A 17,842-nucleotide genomic window follows, 5' to 3' on the forward strand; every position below is an offset into this window, starting at 1 on the left:
GTCAAAAAAAGAGTCGGGCTTGTGGCGTTATGAAAAGTGCCACTAGCCAACCGGAGTGGCTCGTTAGGCTGACAGTCCATTAAATGTAGTGCTATATGTTTTACCTTTTTTCACACCTGAAGGATCGGGTTCGATATGAGTATCTTTTAGACTCAGGCCGCTCGCTATAAAGGCGTCTATGTGTTGTGGTGTTAACAACCACGGCGGGCCATTTTTAAAAGTTCGTTCAATATCGCTAACCTCAGCAATAACCAAGAGTTGTCCGGAAGTCGAGACAAAGCCGGATATGCTGCGAATCAACTCTGCCTCATACTTGGGTGGCAACGCTTGTACCGTATAAATTTCGAGTACGAAATCGAATTTATTGTGCCACTGAGTTTGCTCTTGAAATAGGTCAGCCTGAACAAAGTTCACCGTGGACTCTGGGAAACGCTCTTTGCAAATTTTAATTGCGGTCTCAGAGACATCAAAGGCCGTTACTTGAAATCCGAGCCTTTCCAGCTCAATAGCATCGTCACCCATGCCACATCCAACAACTAATGCGAGCTTGTTATTTCCCGTCAAGGGGTTTTGGTTTAACCAAAGCTTGAAGGATGGGTGCGTTGCCATATTAGCCCACGGCACATCGGCACCGGTTCTATTGGCGTTGGCATAAAGAGGTTCGAACCAATCTACCGGTTTGTTTTCCTCAATTGAAAATATATTCTGCTGGTTTTTTTCCAATGTATTACTCCAAGATAGCTACTGGTCACTAGTTAGGGCTGTCAGTGTCTTGCCAACCCGCAGATCGCACCGCGCTTGAGTGCTGCCGGTTACCGACAGGCCGATAGTGCGGTGAATGAGCTAGGTAGATATTCGGTCTATCTGTACGATCATGCTCGTTTTGAATGGGATTTTGTCGAATATCGATCGGAATTGAATAGCGTGCTTAATATCTATGTCGAGGCGCCATAGTTTGTGCGGCCCAACTCCAATCTCACACAGCGGTGAGATCGGGGCTGGATGGGCTGGACTGGGCTCGGTTAGATTACCGGATGGGCCCAGAGGTCGTACTCGTCGGCGTCTTCGACTTCAACCGTCAGGATATCACCGGGCTTCAAATGGGTCTGGTTATCCAAGAAGACCTGGCCATCGATATCCGGCGCGTCGGCTTTAGAGCGGGCAACAGCGCCTTGCTCGACAACCTCATCGACAATGACTTCAATATGCTTGCCGATCTTGGTCTGCAGTTTGGCCGCGCTGATGCGTTGCTGAACTTCCATAAAGCGATCGTAACGTTCTTGCTTAACCGCGGCATCAACATGGTTGGGCAGGGCGGCCGATGTGGCGCCGTCGACATTTGAGTACTGAAAAGCACCAACCCGATCGAGTTGCGCCTCGTCCATAAAGTCGAGCAACATCTGGAAGTCGGCCTCAGTCTCACCGGGGAAGCCGACAATAAAGGTCGAGCGCAATGTGATATCTGGGCAAATCTTGCGCCAGGCGTGGATGCGGTTGAGCACCTTCTCGGCGTGGGCTGGACGCTTCATCGCCTTTAATACCGATGGGCTGGCATGCTGAAAAGGAATGTCCAGATACGGCAAGATTCGGTTTTCCGCCATCATCGGGATGATCTCATCGACGTGCGGGTAGGGGTAGACATAGTGCATGCGCACCCATACGCCAAGCTGGCCAAGTTCTTCGCACAGTTCTTTCATGCGGGTCTTAACCGGTCGGCCATTCCAGAAATCGGTGCGGTACTTGGTGTCTACACCATAGGCGCTGGTGTCTTGGGAAATGACCAGCAGCTCTTTGGTGCCGTTCTTAACCAACCGCTCTGCTTCCGATAAGACTTGGCCAATCGGTCGGCTGACCAAATCGCCGCGAAAGGATGGGATGATACAGAAGGTACAACGGTGGTTGCAGCCTTCGGAAATTTTTAGGTAAGCATAGTGCTTCGGGGTCAACTTAACGCCGGTATCGGGCATCAATGAGGTAAAGGGATCGTGCCGAGGCGGGACTACTGTATGCACCTGGCTGACTACTTCCTCATAGGCATGTGGCCCGGTAATGGCCAAAACATTGGGATGCACTTCGCGGATATCGTCCGCCTTGGCGCCCAAGCAGCCGGTCACAATGACCTTACCGTTTTCACGCAAGGCTTCGCCGATGGTATCGAGAGATTCCTTCACCGCCGAGTCGATAAAGCCACAGGTGTTGACGATGACTACATCGGCATCCTGATAGGTCGGCGTGATGTCGTACCCTTCGGCGCGCAACTGGGTCAAGATGCGTTCTGAATCGACCGTGTTCTTCGGGCAACCGAGGCTGACAAAACCGATACGCCCGGGCGCGTCCATACTCTGACCTTGGCTGGGGTTAAAAGTTTTGATGATGTTGTCCTGACTCATGCGGGCCTCGATGGGTAACTAACGGTGAAAGTGATTAAGGGGCGCCATTGTAGCGATTCCGAGCCTAAGCTCAAGAAGTGAGCGCATAATTCTCATCCGTTGGCCATTAGGCCGGCTCGATAGGCGCCCGGGGCCTCGCCCTGCCAGCGCTTGAAGGCACGTTGAAAGGCATTCGGGTTGGCGTAGCCGAGTAAATAGGTGATTTCACCCAGTGAATAGAGCGGGTCCTTTAGATAGATACGCGCCAGGTCCGCGCGGGTCTGCTCAACTAGAGTGGAAAAGCGCGTGCCTTCGGCGCTCAGACGGCGTCTCAGGGTCCAGGGTGGCATTTCAAGACCTTCGGCCACCTGCGCCAGCGACAACTGATTGCTGTTTAATAGTGGGCTGATCTCCTGCATAACCCGTTCGACAAAGCTTTGCTGGCGCTCTAGCTTACGCAGTAGGGCGTCACACTGATCGCGGCAGTCCTGATAGGCGTTGGCGTTTGCTTGCCGCGGTGCGGCTTGCAGATCGGTGTGCTTATAGACTAGGGCGTTGCGGGCTTGATTGAATCGGACCGGGCAGGGCAGTAATTGGCTGTAGCGCTCAACATAGGTCGGAGCTTGGAATTCAATTTGCAGATAAAGGGGCTGGATAGCCGAACCGGTAAGGCGCTGTAGCATGGCCAGTTTGGTCGCCAGCGCGAGATCGACGATAAAGTGGTTAAACTCATTATAGGGGCTGATTGAATAGAATTCGGCCACGGCCAAAGGGCCCTCACGGTAAAATCGGGACTGGCCACGCGCGTTGCGGCCGCTGAGTCGTTCAAAGTGGGCCATGTCGATCAGGGCCTGATCCAGACTTGGCGCGCACTCGGCCAAAAAACCGACCCAACTGAGTAACGAAGGCTGGGCGATGGGCCCACATAAGAGCCCTAATTCCGGACAGCGATGCTCGGCGATCAGGGTTTGCCCCAAGCGCATAAATTTCGGGATACTCAATCGGGCATCGGCCTGCTCCCGCTTGGTCAGCGACAATTGGAATTGCGTGCAATAGGGTTCGGTGTCGATACCAATTGACTCGCTCGCCTGGAGCAACAGGTTGATATAGCGGATCGAGATATCGCCCAAGCTGATTGTCATTTAAAGGTACCTGATTGTTATTTTTGGGTATTGCTGCAGTATAGCCATCGCATTACTGTTTAGCTCACGTTGTTTTCACCGCGACCGTTTAAGCCGATCCTTAGTCGGCGTTGAATCGCCACGCTATTCGCCATCTCTTGAGACCACAGGGCATGACTATGACACCAGCACCGTACCCGCATCTATTGGCACCGCTAGACCTAGGTTTTACCACCCTGCGCAATCGTGTATTGATGGGTTCCATGCACACCGGTTTGGAAGAACGACCCCAGGGCTTTGAACGCCAAGCCGCCTACTTTAAAGCGCGCGCCGAGGGCGGCGTGGGTCTTATCGTGACCGGCGGGATCGGCCCGAACCTCGAAGGCGTTGGTGTGCAGGGCGGGGCGGTGTTAATGAATGACGCCGAAGTGGCGCAACACCGATTAATTACCGAGGCGGTACACGCCGTTGAGGGCGCCAAGATTTGCATGCAGATCCTGCATGCCGGCCGATATGCCTATACGCCCATACTGGTGGCGCCCTCGGCGCTCAAGGCACCGATTAATCCCTTCACCCCCAACGCCTTGGACAGCGCCGGTATCGAACGGCAGATTGATGACTTTGTGCGCTGTGCCACCCTGGCACAGCAAGCCGGCTATGACGGTGTGGAAGTGATGGGTTCGGAAGGTTACTTCCTCAATCAGTTTATTTGCACCCGCACCAATCAGCGTACCGATGAATGGGGCGGTGCCTATGAAAACCGCATCCGCCTGCCGATCGAGGTGGTGCGGCGCATCCGCGCGGCCGTGGGCGAGCGCTTTATTGTTATATATCGACTCTCAATGCTCGACCTGGTGGAAGACGGCAGCACGTGGCAAGAGGTTGTGCAGCTGGGTAAGGCCATTGAACAGGCCGGCGCCACGCTGATCAATACCGGCATCGGTTGGCACGAGGCGCGCATTCCAACCATTGCCACCTGTGTGCCCCGAGCGGTCTTTGCCCAAGTCACCGAACGCATGAAGCAGGAGCTGTCGCTGCCGCTGATCACCACCAATCGGATCAACAGCCCTGAGGTCGGTGAACATATTATCGCCTCCGGCATGGCCGATATGGTCTCCATGGCCCGGCCGTTTTTGGCCGATCCCAACTTTGTTAACAAGGCCGCCGCCGGGCAAGCCGATTCGATCAATACCTGTATTGCCTGCAATCAGGCCTGTCTCGATCACGTCTTTGTTGGGGGCGAAGTCTCCTGTCTGGTGAATCCTTTTGCCGCCAATGAAACCCGCCTGATTCAGACCGACGCGCTTAAACCGCAACGCATCGCGGTGGTCGGCGCCGGTCCCGCGGGCTTGGCCGCCGCCACCACCGCGGCCGAACGTGGCCATCAGGTGGTGCTCTTTGAGGGAGCCGACCGGATTGGCGGGCAATTTAATATTGCCCTGCAGATACCCGGTAAGGAAGAGTTTGCCGAAACCTTGCGTTACTTCTCGGTGCGCTTGGCCCAACTGGGTGTTGAGGTTCGCCTGAACACGCGGGTAACGGCACGCCAACTGGTCGATCAGGGTTTTGCCACCATACTGCTGGCAACCGGTATCGTGCCCCGTTCAATTGATATGCCCGGCGCCGATCACCTCTCGGTACTGAACTATCTCGAGGTATTGCGTGATAAGAAGCCGGTCGGTAAACGCGTCGCCATTATCGGGGCCGGCGGTATTGGTTTTGATACCGCCGAATACCTGGTTGACCACAATCCAACCGAGCCCCAAAGCGCCGCAGAATTTTTAGCCGAGTGGGGCGTTGAACTGCATGGTTCCCGGCCCGGCGGTCTGGCCGAACAGGCTACAATAGTGCCCCCGGCGCGGGAAATTTTTCTGCTGCAGCGCAAAAATTCGAAGGTCGGTGGCAAGCTGGGTAAGACTACCGGCTGGATCCATCGCACGGCCCTAAAACATAAGGGCGTGACCATGCTCAATGGGGTTAGCTATGACAAGATCGACGACACCGGCCTGCATATCACCATTGGCGGTGAACGCCAGATATTGGCCGTAGACACCATCGTTATCTGCGCCGGGCAAACGCCCCAGCGGGAGCTGGAGGAGGCGTTAGAGGCCATGCAACAAGCAGAGGGCTTGCAGTTGGTTGTGCATCGGATTGGCGGCGCCAATGTCGCGGCCGAACTCGATGCCAAACGAGCAATTAAGGAAGCTACTGAGTTAGCGTTGACGCTATAACACTGGGTCCAGGCTAGAGGAAAGTTCCCCGTTTATACGCCTGGCGGCGGCTTTCCTCTAAGCAAAGAGGCGGTAATGGAAAAAGTTCTTATAAGTGCTTGTCTGCTCGGTAAGAAAGTTCGCTATGACGGCAAAGCGTTTCCCATCGCTGATCAAATTCTCGCTCAATGGATTGCCGCTGGGCGAGTAATTTCAGTATGCCCCGAAGTGGATGCCGGCATGAGTATACCAAGAGCCCCGGCAGAAATAACAGCCGGCGATGGCTTCGATGTTTGGGCGGGCAGCGCGTTCGTTATTGAAGATGTCGGATTGGACGTGACGGCCCATTTCAAAAAGGGCGCTGAAATGACGTTGGTGTTGTGCAAAAAATACAATATCAGGGTCGCAGTATTGACTGAGCATAGCCCCTCATGCGGCAGCACAGCAATTTACGATGGGCACTTTACCAGTACTAAAATCAATGGGGTTGGCGTTACCGCTGCCTTACTTAAGCAAAACGACATTGAAGTGTTCAGCCAGCATGATATTGCCGATGCGAACGCGGCATTGCTGCGGACAACGATATGGAATACTAATTATTAATAACCACAAAACTCATCGAGGTACAAAATTGAGTAAAAGGATTCTTCCACTCTTGGCGCTAAGCCTCAGCTGCTCTGCATTCTCCGACGTGCTCGTTGATATTGAATTGGGCACCTTTATAGCAGACCACAATAGGGTGCAGATACCCAATGATAGCGAGGGTGACCGCTTTAATATTAACGATATCGGCGCTGACCCTTTTGTTGCGGCACGGCTAACCCTAGTGTGGTTAGCGTCAGATAAGCAGGAGCTGCAAGTTGTCCTGGCACCCTTTCCGTATACCCAGGTAGGCAATCTCGATGAAGACGTTGTATTTGTTGGTGAGACCTTTTCCAAAGATGAAACCATTGAGGCGGGATATCAATTCAGCAGCTATCGATTACGTTATCTCTATAAGCTAGTCGATGCTGAGCAATGGCAGGTTGACTTGGGTGCCACGCTGTTTTTACGCGATGCCCGTATTAAACTGAGCCAGAACGGTAAGTCCAGTGAGTATGGTGCTGAAGCTATTGGCGTTGTGCCGCTATTGGCCGTTCGAGCCGCCTATGCGTTCAACCAAAAATGGTCATTATTATTGGATACCGATTCTGCCTTTGCACCGAAGGGGCGGGCCTTGGATATAGCCTTGCTGGCTCAATATAGGCTTGATGATAAATGGCAATTTTCTGGTGGTTATCGAACCATTGAGGGCGGCGCCAACAGTTCTAAGTCCTATAATTTTGCCTGGTTTAACGGTGTTGTCGTTAAATCGAGTTATGCTTGGTAAGTTAGTCTAATATGCAAAAAGATGGTGTTTTTATCTGTAAAAATAGAAACCTAATCGGTCGATCTTGTCATAGGGCGCGCGTGCCAAATCTCAATAGACTGTTGGCAACGCACGCCTAATCTGCTCCTGCTCCGCTAGCGCGTTATGTCCTGCACTGCGGCAGCAGCGTCCAGCACCGATTGCTTAAATTCTATTGGTGTCCAGTTAAACAAAGAAAGCGTTTGTGCGTTGTCAGCCATGAGGTTCATGTCCAGCATGCCAACCATACCCTTTACTTCCCGATCAAAGAGCGCCACGAAGCGCAGCAGAGAACTGGGTGCCACTCTCGTGCTGGGCCCTTTGTAGCCCTGGTCTTTGAGGATTTGAGCGGCTTCGATAAAGCTACCGGGCTGTGCCGTTGACGCGACAATGCGTTTTCCCGCGGCATCGGCAGTGGTCATAGCTTGGACATGCAGCTTTGCAACGTCACGGACATCGACCATTGGGAAGGACATCTTGGGTAGCATGGGCATTTTCCCGCGCAGCATCTGATCCAGCATAGCCATGCTTTGTCCCGTGATATCACGACCCAATGGCGGGCCGAATACGCCACCCGGGTTCACGCTGACCATTTCCATTGGCGTTTCTCCAGCCTGATTCTCAATAAAGTCCCAGGCGGCTTTTTCGGCCAGGGTCTTACTCTTGGCGTAGGTGTTGACCTGCACCGAGGTGGTGTCGGTCCAGTCTTTAGGGCCAAATGTTCCCGTCTTCATACTGCCAAACATTGCGACCACCGAGCTGGTCAGTACTACTCGCTTTACACCTGCTTTTTGACCGGCTCGGAGCGCGCGTAAGGTGCCTTCAACCGCTGGAATAAACATCTCATCTTCGGTCTTAGGGTTCGCAATAGCAAAGGGAGAGGCAACATGCATCACATAGTCGCAACCAGTTGCAGCGTCGTCCCAACCCTTGTCGGAGGTCAGGTCGAGTTCGACGATGGATAGATTTGTCGTATCAACGGATGCTGCAGAAAGTGTTTCACGTACTTCCTTCTCTTTACTGGCGTTGCGCACCGATCCGCGCACGTCGAAGCCTGCATTCAAAAGCTGCTGGGCACAATGAAGCCCAATAAAACCAGAAATACCCGTAAGCAATACTTTTTCGTTACTCATATATGACATACTCCAAATGTAGGTTGTTTAAATAAATACTGACCGGTACTATATTTAAAGAAAGTAACAGAGTCAATATCAATACAGGGTGTGACCAATAGATGAGTGCAGACACCGTGAAGGTTTCAAGAGGGCGACCGAAGACCCTCAATCGTGATCATATAATTGATGTAGCCATGCGAGCTTATTGGCAAGAGGGCGCTGCTGGTGTATCGGTAAATGAGATTTGTAGAAGAGCCAACGTCTCTAAGCCGGGCCTGTACCGTGAATTCAAAAATGAAGATGGCTTGATGCAAGCGGTGCTTGTCGCATATCAAAACCAAATGCTGACACCAATACTGCAAAGCCTGACCACCGATGCCCCGTTTAGAGAGACGCTCGAGAATCTGGTGTCCTTTGTGACCCAGGCCCAAGATAATCAAGCGTTACCCAAGGGATGCCTGTTGGTGAAAATGCATGAGTCACGTATGCGGGTGGGGGCTGCGACTCGAGAACAAATAGACCGTAGCCATCAGCAATTCTTGACCGCATACGAACAATGGATCGAGCGCGCGAAGGCAAGAGGTGAATTTCTGGCAGACCTGCCATCACAATTTGCTGCGAGCTATGTCGACACCCAAGTCAGCAGTGCTCTGTCCCAAATAGCACGGGGTGAGCCGCATTCTAATGTGAAAAAAACACTCTTGTTGGCTTTTTCTATGCTGAGGTAAGCCGGGCCTAAGGTCATAGATTAATCGCCGGTTACCCAATGGGCAGGAGGATGCAGTGAACAACAACACAGTAAAGAAAATCACCGATAACTGGACCCTTTGCCCAGCATGTCAGGGCCGCGGTCAGAAAAGTAAGGCCATTCGCAAGAGTGTGCGGTTGCGCTACCAGCGGGACTTAGCGCAATTTCAAACAGCGCCGCACGCCGGCACGGCCCCCGTTCGGCCCAAGGGGCACCTTGACGCCTGCCAAAATTGCAGCGGCTCAGGGTTAATTCAGGGCGCCAGTCAAGCCACATTGGACCGCACCCCCGATTATCAGAACTACCCCTATCTAGCCATTGTTGGCGCTGGCATAGGCGGAGTCGCGCTCGCGGTGGCCTGCTTACATCGCCGAATTCCCTTTACTCTCTTTGAACGCGACAGTGGCTTCGCGGCACGATCTCAGGGGTACGGCCTTACCTTGCAGCAGGCCAGTCGGGCGATCGAGGGTCTGGGCATCGTGTCCCTGGAGGAGGGGGTGGTTTCGACCCGGCATGTGGTTCACACCCCCGATGGCACGGTGATCGCCGACTGGGGCATCCGCGACTTGGCCGCAACGGCGCTTAAAAGCTCGACGCGCACCAATGTGCACATCGCTCGGCAAGCGTTGCGTTTGGCCTTGCTTGAGCAGCTCGGTGACGACACCGCGGTGCAGTGGGGTCATCAGTTGGTGCAGTACAGCCAGACAAACGGTGAGGGTGTTGAACTGAGCTTTCAAGTTGCGGGGGGCACAAAGCAGGTTAAAGCCGATCTGTTAGTGGGCGCGGATGGCATTCGCAGCTCGGTGCGGCAGTTACTGATGGGCGAGGACGTCGCGCCATTGCGTTACCTGGGGTGTATTGTGATTTTGGGCATTTGTCCGCTCGACGCGATTGATGGAGTGGACCGTGCCTTGCTGGATTCAGCCACGGTATTCCAGACCGCCAATGGCCATGAGCGGATTTACCTCATGCCCTATGCAGCCGATTCTATTATGTGGCAACTGAGTTACCCCATGCCCGAGCAGGCGGCGCAAGCCTTGAGCGCGCAAGGCCCCGAGGCACTCAAAGCAGAGGCGCTGCGCCGTTGTCAGTGGCACGCTCCCATCCCACAAATCTTAACGGCCACTCATGAAGCGCAAATTTCTGGCTATCCGGTGTACGACCGAGCCTTGCTTGAGTCAAGCCAGTTGCAGCAAGGCGCGCAGGTTACCCTGATCGGCGATGCGGCCCATCCTATGAGCCCCTTTAAAGGCCAGGGCGCAAATCAAGCCTTGCTCGATGCGCTCGCGCTGGCTCGAGCAATCACAAAAAACTGTGGTCCCTCAACGCCATGGCGGCAGCAGGGTCTAAGGGCGAGTGTGTTAAATGAATTTGAAGCGGAAATGCTGGCACGCAGTGCCACTAAGGTGAAGGATTCCGCCGAGGCCGCGCAATTCCTGCACTCCGATGTCGTGCTGCATGAGGGCAACGAACCCAGAGGGAGGGTGTTGCAGAGAGCAGAAGATAAAAAATAAGCCATAAGAAAAATCTGACGATGTCAGGCGTTTTTATCAGGCGATTGTTTCCGGTCATCCACTGCAAAAACCTTCGTCCAGAAATCGGCCGCTACATTGATTAGTTGTAAACCAAAGCCTTATGGTGAGTTTTGACGTCCACTTGCTTAATAAATAATGCCAGCATAATTAGGACCATTGCGGTTATTTCCAACCGAGCTAAATTTTGTCCTATTAAAATAGCCCCGGTAAGCAGGGCAACCACCAACTCCAGCGAACCGACCAAGGCATTCTCGTCAGCACAGGGTTCTGGGTGCCCCGACCATAAATAAAACCTGAGGTATTGTGGCGGCGAGTATGGCAATCCCCAACACGGCAAGGAAGCCAGTGGGCGACACCGGCACAACCTGTGCAGGGGCAATCCACAAAGCGATAGGCAACAGTACCAGAATATGGCCGCGTGGCATCCACGCCATCCTATTGGCTGTTGGTAATTTTTTCTTGGGATTCGACAGATACTGCACCTGAGTGGCGACGGCCAACGGCGCCAAAAAACAGCCCGCCACCGAAAGCCACGCGCCGGCAGGAATAGCCGCGGGGTTTGGCATTAGCATTCTGTCAAAATGGGCCGTTCAGTCGGCGATAAATAACAAGAGTATCGCGGTGGTAAGCGTCGGCGCCGATCAGCTCGATCTGGCGTGGTCAGCATTGGTCCGCGAATCAGAACCACCATCGGCGGCGGCAAGAATTGTCTCGCGTAGACTGGCCGAATGGTTTCGGTCCCAGCCGACGGCTACATTTATACCGGCGCGGTAAATCCACCTCAAGTCAATACATAGTGCCTCTGTGCTGTACGGCTTTGTTGTATGATTTGTCTCAACGCGGTCAGCTTGGTGGATTTGCGGAGGCAGAGGTAACCGGCATGCCGAAAAATACATTATCAATTTTTGAACGTTATTTGACTCTGTGGGTGTTGCTTTGCATTGTTGGCGGCACCTTGTTAGGAGCAGTTAGACCGTCTTTTGCCACCACCCTGAATGACTTCTCTGTTTATCAGGTGTCCATTCCGATAGCGGTTTGTTTGTTTTTTATGATGTACCCTATCATGGTCAAAATAGACTTTTCGCAAGTTCTCAAATCATCGAATGCGATCAAGCCCGTTCTGCTCACGCTGTTCATCAACTGGGCGATTAAACCCTTTAGCATGTTGGCCATTTCCTATTTGTTTTTAGGGTACCTATTCAAAGATCTGTTACCCGGCACCGAGATCTTAGCCACTGGCGAAACGGTCGAGTTGTGGCGCAGTTATATAGCCGGTACGATTCTGTTGGGCATTGCGCCCTGTACGGCGATGGTGCTGATGTGGGGGCACTTAGCCAAAGGCAATGACGGGCTGACACTGGTTATGGTGGCACTCAACTCACTGCTAATGCTTTTGCTATATGGACCCTTGGGCGGTCTATTGCTCAATGTGAATGCCATGCCGGTACCCTGGCAGACCATGGTCTTGTCGGTCTCTATTTACGTCGCTTTGCCATTAATGGCGGGTTATGTTTCCCGAAAAGGTGTTATTCAGGCCAAGGGTTTGCTCTGGTTTAACCAGGTCTTTGTGCCGTGGTTGACCCCGGTTAGCATCATGGCGCTGCTGAGTACGCTAATCTTACTTTTTTCGTTCAAGGGAGACGTAATTATTGGCAATCCGCTAACCATCCTCTGGATAGCCATACCCCTAATATTTCAAACTCTAGTTATCTTTTCCCTCGGCTATTTTGCCCTGTCCCGATGGTGCAGACTGTCTTATGACAACGCCGCGCCCGTGTCATTAATTGGCGCCTCCAACCACTTTGAAGTAGCGATCGCGAGCGCGGTTGTGCTCTTTGGTTTGTCCTCTGGGGCGGCCCTGGCTACCGTAGTGGGTGTGTTGATTGAGGTGCCCTTGATGTTACTGCTGGTGTCCCTGTGTCACCGAACGAGGCATTTATTCGACTACCACCGGGCGGTTTAGGTCTAACCAGCCCATCAGTAAACTTCCCGCACTGCCGACGCATTTTACCCAGCAATCAGGTTCTGTATAACGTGCCGTTATGCTCGATATAAGCGCCAACGCTTGGTCCAAAGCGGCTCGGTCAGTATGTTTAGCCAAATGAATCGGTTATATTGGCGGCATTGCCGTTTTCGTCAAAATAGTCCAAAAACTCAGCGTTAACAGCGTATCGAGCGATAGAATAAAAATAATAGCGTATTTGGAGAGATGCATGGTTTCACAAGACGAAATGGACACCTTCTTGAAGTCTGAATTCCCTCAAACCCAATGCACCGTCGAGTCCTTGGGCGATATGTCTGCCACCGTCAGGCACCCCGTGGGCTTCAATGAACTGCGCCCGGGTGGCACCGTGTCAGGGCCGGTTTTGATGACCGTCGCCGATGTGGCCCTATACGTCGCCATTTTGGGCGAAATTGGCCTGGTCGCGCTAACCGTCACCACGAGTCTGACCATCAACTTCCTGCGCAAACCCGCCTCGGGCAAAGACATTATTGCCGTGTGCACGCTCTTGAAGGTCGGCAAGACACTGGCGGTGGGCGAGGTGTCACTCTACTCAGAGGGCAATACCGACCCCGTGGCACATGTCGTGGGTACCTACGCCATTCCGCCCAAAAGGGTCGCCTGAGGGCGGCGTTCGCATAGCGCGAGTCACTCGCGGATCGCTAAGCAGCGACCAGACCAGATCAGACCAGACCAGATTAGCGACAGAAACAACGCCGGCCAATGAATTAGGGCGTTAACAGCCATTAAGGGAAGTGGATTCATGTTCGGAGAGACCTTTACAAAGGTTAAAATCAACACCAGTGGCGCGCAAATTAACCTGGTACACGGCGGCTCGGGTCGACCCCTGCTGTTATTGCATGGCTATCCGCAAACCCATGTGATTTGGCATCAGATTGCCCCAATATTGGCGCAAAACTTCCATGTAATATGCCCCGATCTGCGCGGCTATGGCGACAGTTCGACGCCACCGAGCACCGCAGATCATTATCCCTATTCGAAGCGCGCGATGGCTGCGGACATGATCGAAGTGATGGCGTCGCTGGGTTACGATGAGTTTTTTGTGGTCGGTCACGATCGCGGTGCTCGGGTGACCCATCGGATGGCCTTAGACCATCCTGAGGCCATTCTGAAGGCCTGTGTGATGGATATTGCACCGACGCGTCATGTCTTTCAACATACCGACCAACAGCTCGCCACGGGCTACTATCATTGGTTTTTTCTGATCCAGCCAGATGGCTTGCCCGAGCGGATGATCGGTGCGGACCCCGGCTATTATCTTAAAGAGAAACTCAAGCGCTGGAGCGCACCCGGTGCGGTGTTTGCCGCCGCCGCGGTGGCGGAATACGTGCGCTGTTACACCAAGCCGGAATCCATTCACGCAACCTGTGAGGATTATCGTGCTGGCGCGAGCATTGACCTGGAACACGATGAGGCCGATAGCCAGACTAAGATAAGTTGCCCTCTGCTGGTCTTGTGGGGTGCAAATGGCTTTGTCAGTCGCACCTATAAGGTGCTGGATGTCTGGCAGCAGTATGCCGAGCAACTTACCGGCGCTGCCTTGGCGTGTGGACACTTTCTGCCCGAGGAAGCACCTGAGGCGGTTTGTGACGAGCTGCTTCAATTCTTTGGCAGGCACTAATGCCGGCACCCGCAGGGCCGTCGAGCCGTCTCTCGATCGGTCCGCCGGTGCACAAACGTTTTATCAGGATGAATGAGGCCGCGCGTTGGGCCTTAGCTAAGCTATCCAATCTATCAATCAAAGTAACCTCAGCAACCTAAAGGACAGCGCAATGGCATATGAACGCATAATGGGTCTGGACGTGATCGATGACCAAGGCTATAAGGCCTATCGAGCGGCCATGATGCCGATCTTACAGTCCTTTGGAGGGGCCTTTGGTTTCGATTTTCGGGTGTCGGAAGTCTTGCTGTCCAAAACCGAGGATAAAATTAATCGCCTGTTTACGATTGCTTTCCCAAGTCAAAAACATATGGACGATTTTTTCACAGACCCAGAGTATCTCGCGGTCAAAGCAAAATATTTTGATGTATCCGTTAACAGCAAAACGATAATATCCACCCATGAGACCAATCCATAACAGCCTATTCGACAGGTTTATTCGCAATGACCCAAATCGACACCCGATCTCAGTTCACCGCCAAGCTCATGCGGCCAGCGCAACCAACAGGCGAGTTACCCTGGGCTTTTGTGATTTTGCCCAAGAGCGCGAGCAATAAACTGCCCCGGCGCGGCCGGACGACCGTTGAAGGTATCCTCAACGCTCAACCTTTTCAGGCGATGCTCGAGCCGGATGGCCAGTTGAGTCATTGGTTGCGACTCAGTCAGGCCTTGCTTAGCGCGACCGGTTTGCAAAGCGGTGATATGGTGACACTGGACATCTGGGCCATTGAGCAAGAACCAGAACCCGACGCGCCATCAGACTTGCGAGAGGCGCTTGCCGCAGCACCTGAGGCGCGAACCATTTGGGAAGAGACAACGGTGCTTGCTCGGTTAGACTGGATTCATTGGGTCTGTTCTGCCAAACAGGCCAAAACGCGCGCCAAGCGGATCAAGGATGCCTGTTCCATGCTTGCTTCTGGAAAGCGACGCGTATGCTGTTTTGATCCTTCTGGGTTCTATAGTAAAGCGCTTAGCGCGCCCAAAAGCGTCGTCTGAAGGGCGTCGTTAGCCGTCTCGGTTGCGCAGCAGCCCAGGCGCTACCTCCATGTTAATCTAATTTAGGGCACCTTATGAAAGCAGTTTATGACAAGGCTCATTGGCAACGTCATCCCAAGACCGAATTGGACGGCGGCCAACTGGTCACGCCCTACGAAAGTCCCGAACGCGCCGAGTATGTTAAGTCGAGCGTAACCGAGTCGGGTATTGCCCAATGGTTGGACCCGAAAGATTTTGGTTTGGCGGCCATTACCCGAACTCACGATGCCGCCTATATTGATTTCTTAACCACCTGCTGGCAACAATGGCAGGACACCGGCAAGGCGGGTGAAGCCATTCCCGCCGTGTGGCCGGGTAGACGCATGCAGCAGGTTGTGCCCACAGACATCGATGGCCAATTGGGCTATTACAGTTTTGCGGCCGAATCGTCGATCAGTGATGGTACTTGGGAAGCCGCCTACGCCAGTTGCCAAGTCGCCCTGACCGCGGCTGAGCAGGTTGGCCACGGCGAGCATGCCTTTGGCCTGTGTCGGCCACCGGGCCATCATGCGGCCTTTGACTACTTCGGTGGTTATTGCTTTATTAATAACGCCGCCGTGTGCGCGCAGTATCTTCTCGATCAGGGCGATCAAAAAATTGCCATTTTGGACGTGGATTTCCATCACGGCAATGGCACCCAAGATATTTTCTATCGACGCGCGGATGTGCACTTTTTCAGTCTGCACGGTGATCCCTTGCTGGTGTTTCCGCACTTTAGCGGCTACGAAAATGAAATCGGTGCTGGGCCAGGTGAGGGGGCGAATCATAACTGGGTCTACGGTCCGGGTACCACCTTTGCGCAATGGCAGGTCGGTCTGAACGAAGCGCTGCAGCTTATCCAGGCAGGCGGCTTCGATCGCTTGATTATTTCCTTAGGCGTCGACACCTTCGAGCATGATCCCATTTCCTTCTTTAAGCTTACCACGGACGACTACCTAAGCGTTGGCGCTGCCATCGCTTCGGTGCAGCTGCCGACCTTATTTTTATTGGAAGGCGGCTACGCGGTGGAAGCCATCGGGGTCAATGTTGCCAAGGTCTTGATTGGCTTTGAACAACAGCCCTAGAGCTGTTCTAAATTCGTCAGGCAGTCATCGGCTCGGTTCAGCAACGCCTTCTGCACCTGCGGGTCCATCTTGTCCCAGGTGCGATATGCCATGGCGGTGCGCGGGTTGTTTGAAAAGCGCTCACTGTGGCGCTGCAAAAAGTGCCAATAGAGGCTGTTAAAGGGGCAGGCCTGTTCGCTAAAACGTTCTTTGACGTCGTAATGGCAGCCTTTGCAGTAATCGCTCATCTTGTTGATATAGCTGCCACTGGCGGCATAGGGTTTGGTGGCAATCAGACCGCCGTCGGCAAACTGGCTCATGCCCCGGGTATTGGGCATTTCAACCCATTCAATCGCATCGATATAGATGCCCAAATACCAGCGTTCGACCTGATCCGGGTCGATCCCCGCGAGCATGGCAAAGTTACCGGTGACCATTAAACGCTGAATATGATGGGCATAAGCGTAATCGAGCGATTGATCAATTGCCTGCTTCATACAGGCCATCTTGGTGTTGCCGTGCCAGAAAAATTCCGGCAGATCGCGCTTGGCTTCGAAGCTATTGAGTTTGGCATAGTCGGGCATGTTGACCCAATAGACGGCGCGGACATACTCGCGCCATCCCAGAATCTGCCGTATAAAGCCCTCAACCTGGGCCAGGTCGATACCGCTGTTGGCCTCCTCAAAACGCGTTAAGGCGGCCTGAATCACCTGCATCGGGTGCAACATTTTACTATTGAGCGCAAAGGCAATCCGCGAATGATACAGGCTCCAGCGCGACTCGCCGTGCTCGGTCATGGCATCTTGAAAGCGGCCGAAATTGGGCAAGCAATGCTGACAAAAGAATTCCAGCAGCTGCAAAGATTGCTGGCGATTAACCGGCCAGAGCAGATCGTCTGTGGCTCGCCCTAAGGTATCGATCTGGTGGCGTTGAATGCGTTCCAAATAGGGCCCGACCGGATTGGCAAACACCAGCGGTTGGGGAATTTGTGCAAGGTCGGCGGCCTTGAGTTTGTTGCGGTTTTCGCCATCGAAGTTCCAACGTTCACCCAGCGGCTGATCGCCGACCATGAGAATATCAAAGCGTTTGCGCAGCTTGCGATAGAACGACTCCATGCGATTGTGTTTGCCAACCTTGATATAGCTGGCCAACTCGGTCTGCTTGAGCAAGAAGTGTTCGCTGTCGCAACAGCGTATGGGAATACCCAAGTCTAAGGCTTTCAATAGTTCGGCGAGACGATATTCATCGGGTTGCTGATAGTCAAAGTGTTCAATGCCGTGCTCCGTGCACAGGGCGGCAATCAAGCTATTGAGGTCTGCAAAGCCTGCGGTGTCGTCCAATGTCAGATGGCGAACCTGATGACCTGCCGACCGGAGCGCATTGGCAAAGCCTTCGATGGCGGCAAAAAAGGCGCAAACCTTTTGGATGTGATGACGGACATAGGTTGCCTCTTGGTGCAGCTCGGCGATGACATAGAGCACGCCCTCATCCTGCTCTTGATACCAAGAATGATGGGCATTGAGTTGGTCACCGAGAATAAGCCGAAGGCTGTGATAGGTTTTCATGGTCATGGCTGCTTTTTAATAAGGAATGAAC

The 17,842-nt window shown here is 53.3% G+C and carries 18 protein-coding genes; 12 read left to right on the top strand and 6 right to left on the bottom strand.

Annotation, left to right across the window (positions count from 1 at the left end):
* Positions 1-63: 63 nt before the first annotated feature.
* The 3 genes from REIFOR_RS06430 to REIFOR_RS06440 all read right to left on the bottom strand — a co-directional run bounded on the left by REIFOR_RS06430 (position 64) and on the right by REIFOR_RS06440 (position 3,511).
* Complete coding sequence (locus tag REIFOR_RS06430; RefSeq protein WP_100256772.1) at positions 64-723, bottom strand: class I SAM-dependent methyltransferase; 660 nt, start codon at positions 721-723, stop codon at positions 64-66.
* A gap of 299 nt (positions 724-1,022) precedes the next feature.
* On the bottom strand, positions 1,023-2,339 hold the full coding sequence (rimO, locus tag REIFOR_RS06435) for a 30S ribosomal protein S12 methylthiotransferase RimO (protein ID WP_227003818.1): 1,317 nt from the start codon (positions 2,337-2,339) through the stop codon (positions 1,023-1,025).
* Between the two features lie 143 nt (positions 2,340-2,482).
* Complete coding sequence (locus REIFOR_RS06440) at positions 2,483-3,511, bottom strand: AraC family transcriptional regulator (RefSeq protein WP_100256774.1); 1,029 nt, start codon at positions 3,509-3,511, stop codon at positions 2,483-2,485.
* A gap of 158 nt (positions 3,512-3,669) precedes the next feature.
* On the opposite strand from REIFOR_RS06440, the gene REIFOR_RS06445 reads away from it, so the two are divergent.
* From REIFOR_RS06445 to REIFOR_RS06455, 3 genes are all read left to right on the top strand, one after another.
* Complete coding sequence (locus REIFOR_RS06445) at positions 3,670-5,721, top strand: NADPH-dependent 2,4-dienoyl-CoA reductase (RefSeq protein WP_100256775.1); 2,052 nt, start codon at positions 3,670-3,672, stop codon at positions 5,719-5,721.
* Between the two features lie 75 nt (positions 5,722-5,796).
* Positions 5,797-6,303 carry a 2-thiouracil desulfurase family protein gene (locus REIFOR_RS06450; RefSeq protein WP_100256776.1) on the top strand — a complete coding sequence of 169 codons (507 nt, stop codon included), beginning with the start codon at positions 5,797-5,799 and terminating at the stop codon, positions 6,301-6,303.
* Positions 6,304-6,355: 52 nt separating this feature from the next.
* Positions 6,356-7,069: a hypothetical protein gene (locus REIFOR_RS06455; protein ID WP_100256777.1), complete on the top strand. Its 714-nt coding sequence runs from the start codon at positions 6,356-6,358 to the stop codon at positions 7,067-7,069.
* 134 nt (positions 7,070-7,203) lie between these two features.
* Here the strand turns inward: REIFOR_RS06455 and REIFOR_RS06460 are convergent, their stop codons facing one another.
* On the bottom strand, positions 7,204-8,220 hold the full coding sequence (locus REIFOR_RS06460) for an SDR family oxidoreductase (RefSeq protein ID WP_100256778.1): 1,017 nt from the start codon (positions 8,218-8,220) through the stop codon (positions 7,204-7,206).
* Positions 8,221-8,321: 101 nt separating this feature from the next.
* Here REIFOR_RS06460 and REIFOR_RS06465 point away from each other — a divergent pair, with 101 nt between their 5' ends.
* Together REIFOR_RS06465 and REIFOR_RS06470 are read left to right on the top strand one after the other, a co-directional pair.
* Positions 8,322-8,930, top strand: coding sequence for a TetR/AcrR family transcriptional regulator (locus REIFOR_RS06465; RefSeq protein WP_227003782.1), 609 nt, complete (start codon positions 8,322-8,324; stop codon positions 8,928-8,930).
* 55 nt (positions 8,931-8,985) lie between these two features.
* Entirely contained in the window at positions 8,986-10,464 is a 1,479-nt protein-coding gene (locus tag REIFOR_RS06470; RefSeq protein ID WP_100256779.1) for an FAD-dependent oxidoreductase, read from the top strand.
* A gap of 275 nt (positions 10,465-10,739) precedes the next feature.
* Here the strand turns inward: REIFOR_RS06470 and REIFOR_RS16900 are convergent, their stop codons facing one another.
* Positions 10,740-11,051 carry a hypothetical protein gene (locus REIFOR_RS16900; RefSeq protein ID WP_162495505.1) on the bottom strand — a complete coding sequence of 104 codons (312 nt, stop codon included), beginning with the start codon at positions 11,049-11,051 and terminating at the stop codon, positions 10,740-10,742.
* On the opposite strand from REIFOR_RS16900, the gene REIFOR_RS06475 reads away from it, so the two are divergent.
* The 7 genes from REIFOR_RS06475 (at position 10,972) to REIFOR_RS06505 (ending at position 16,267) form a co-directional block, all read left to right on the top strand.
* Positions 10,972-11,259, top strand: a complete 288-nt coding sequence (locus REIFOR_RS06475) for a LysR substrate-binding domain-containing protein (RefSeq protein WP_100256780.1) — start codon at positions 10,972-10,974, stop codon at positions 11,257-11,259. The two genes, REIFOR_RS16900 and REIFOR_RS06475, sit on opposite strands and share 80 nt — an antisense overlap.
* A 106-nt stretch (positions 11,260-11,365) precedes the next feature.
* Positions 11,366-12,448: an ACR3 family arsenite efflux transporter gene (gene arsB, locus REIFOR_RS06480; RefSeq protein ID WP_100256781.1), complete on the top strand. Its 1,083-nt coding sequence runs from the start codon at positions 11,366-11,368 to the stop codon at positions 12,446-12,448.
* 250 nt (positions 12,449-12,698) lie between these two features.
* Complete coding sequence (locus REIFOR_RS06485) at positions 12,699-13,112, top strand: PaaI family thioesterase (RefSeq protein ID WP_100256782.1); 414 nt, start codon at positions 12,699-12,701, stop codon at positions 13,110-13,112.
* A gap of 138 nt (positions 13,113-13,250) precedes the next feature.
* On the top strand, positions 13,251-14,129 hold the full coding sequence (locus tag REIFOR_RS06490; RefSeq protein ID WP_100256783.1) for an alpha/beta fold hydrolase: 879 nt from the start codon (positions 13,251-13,253) through the stop codon (positions 14,127-14,129).
* 151 nt (positions 14,130-14,280) lie between these two features.
* Complete coding sequence (locus REIFOR_RS06495; protein WP_100256784.1) at positions 14,281-14,586, top strand: DUF1330 domain-containing protein; 306 nt, start codon at positions 14,281-14,283, stop codon at positions 14,584-14,586.
* 26 nt (positions 14,587-14,612) lie between these two features.
* Complete coding sequence (locus tag REIFOR_RS06500; protein WP_100256785.1) at positions 14,613-15,164, top strand: YdeI/OmpD-associated family protein; 552 nt, start codon at positions 14,613-14,615, stop codon at positions 15,162-15,164.
* Between the two features lie 74 nt (positions 15,165-15,238).
* Positions 15,239-16,267, top strand: coding sequence for a histone deacetylase family protein (locus REIFOR_RS06505; protein ID WP_100256786.1), 1,029 nt, complete (start codon positions 15,239-15,241; stop codon positions 16,265-16,267).
* Here REIFOR_RS06505 and REIFOR_RS06510 read toward each other — a convergent pair.
* The gene (locus tag REIFOR_RS06510; protein WP_100256787.1) at positions 16,264-17,811 is read right to left on the bottom strand and encodes a cryptochrome/photolyase family protein; all 1,548 of its coding nucleotides are present in this window, start codon (positions 17,809-17,811) and stop codon (positions 16,264-16,266) included. The two genes, REIFOR_RS06505 and REIFOR_RS06510, sit on opposite strands and share 4 nt — an antisense overlap.
* Between the last annotated feature and the right edge of the window lie 31 nt (positions 17,812-17,842).

This window comes from Reinekea forsetii, from assembly GCF_002795845.1.
Classification (GTDB): domain Bacteria; phylum Pseudomonadota; class Gammaproteobacteria; order Pseudomonadales; family Natronospirillaceae; genus Reinekea; species Reinekea forsetii.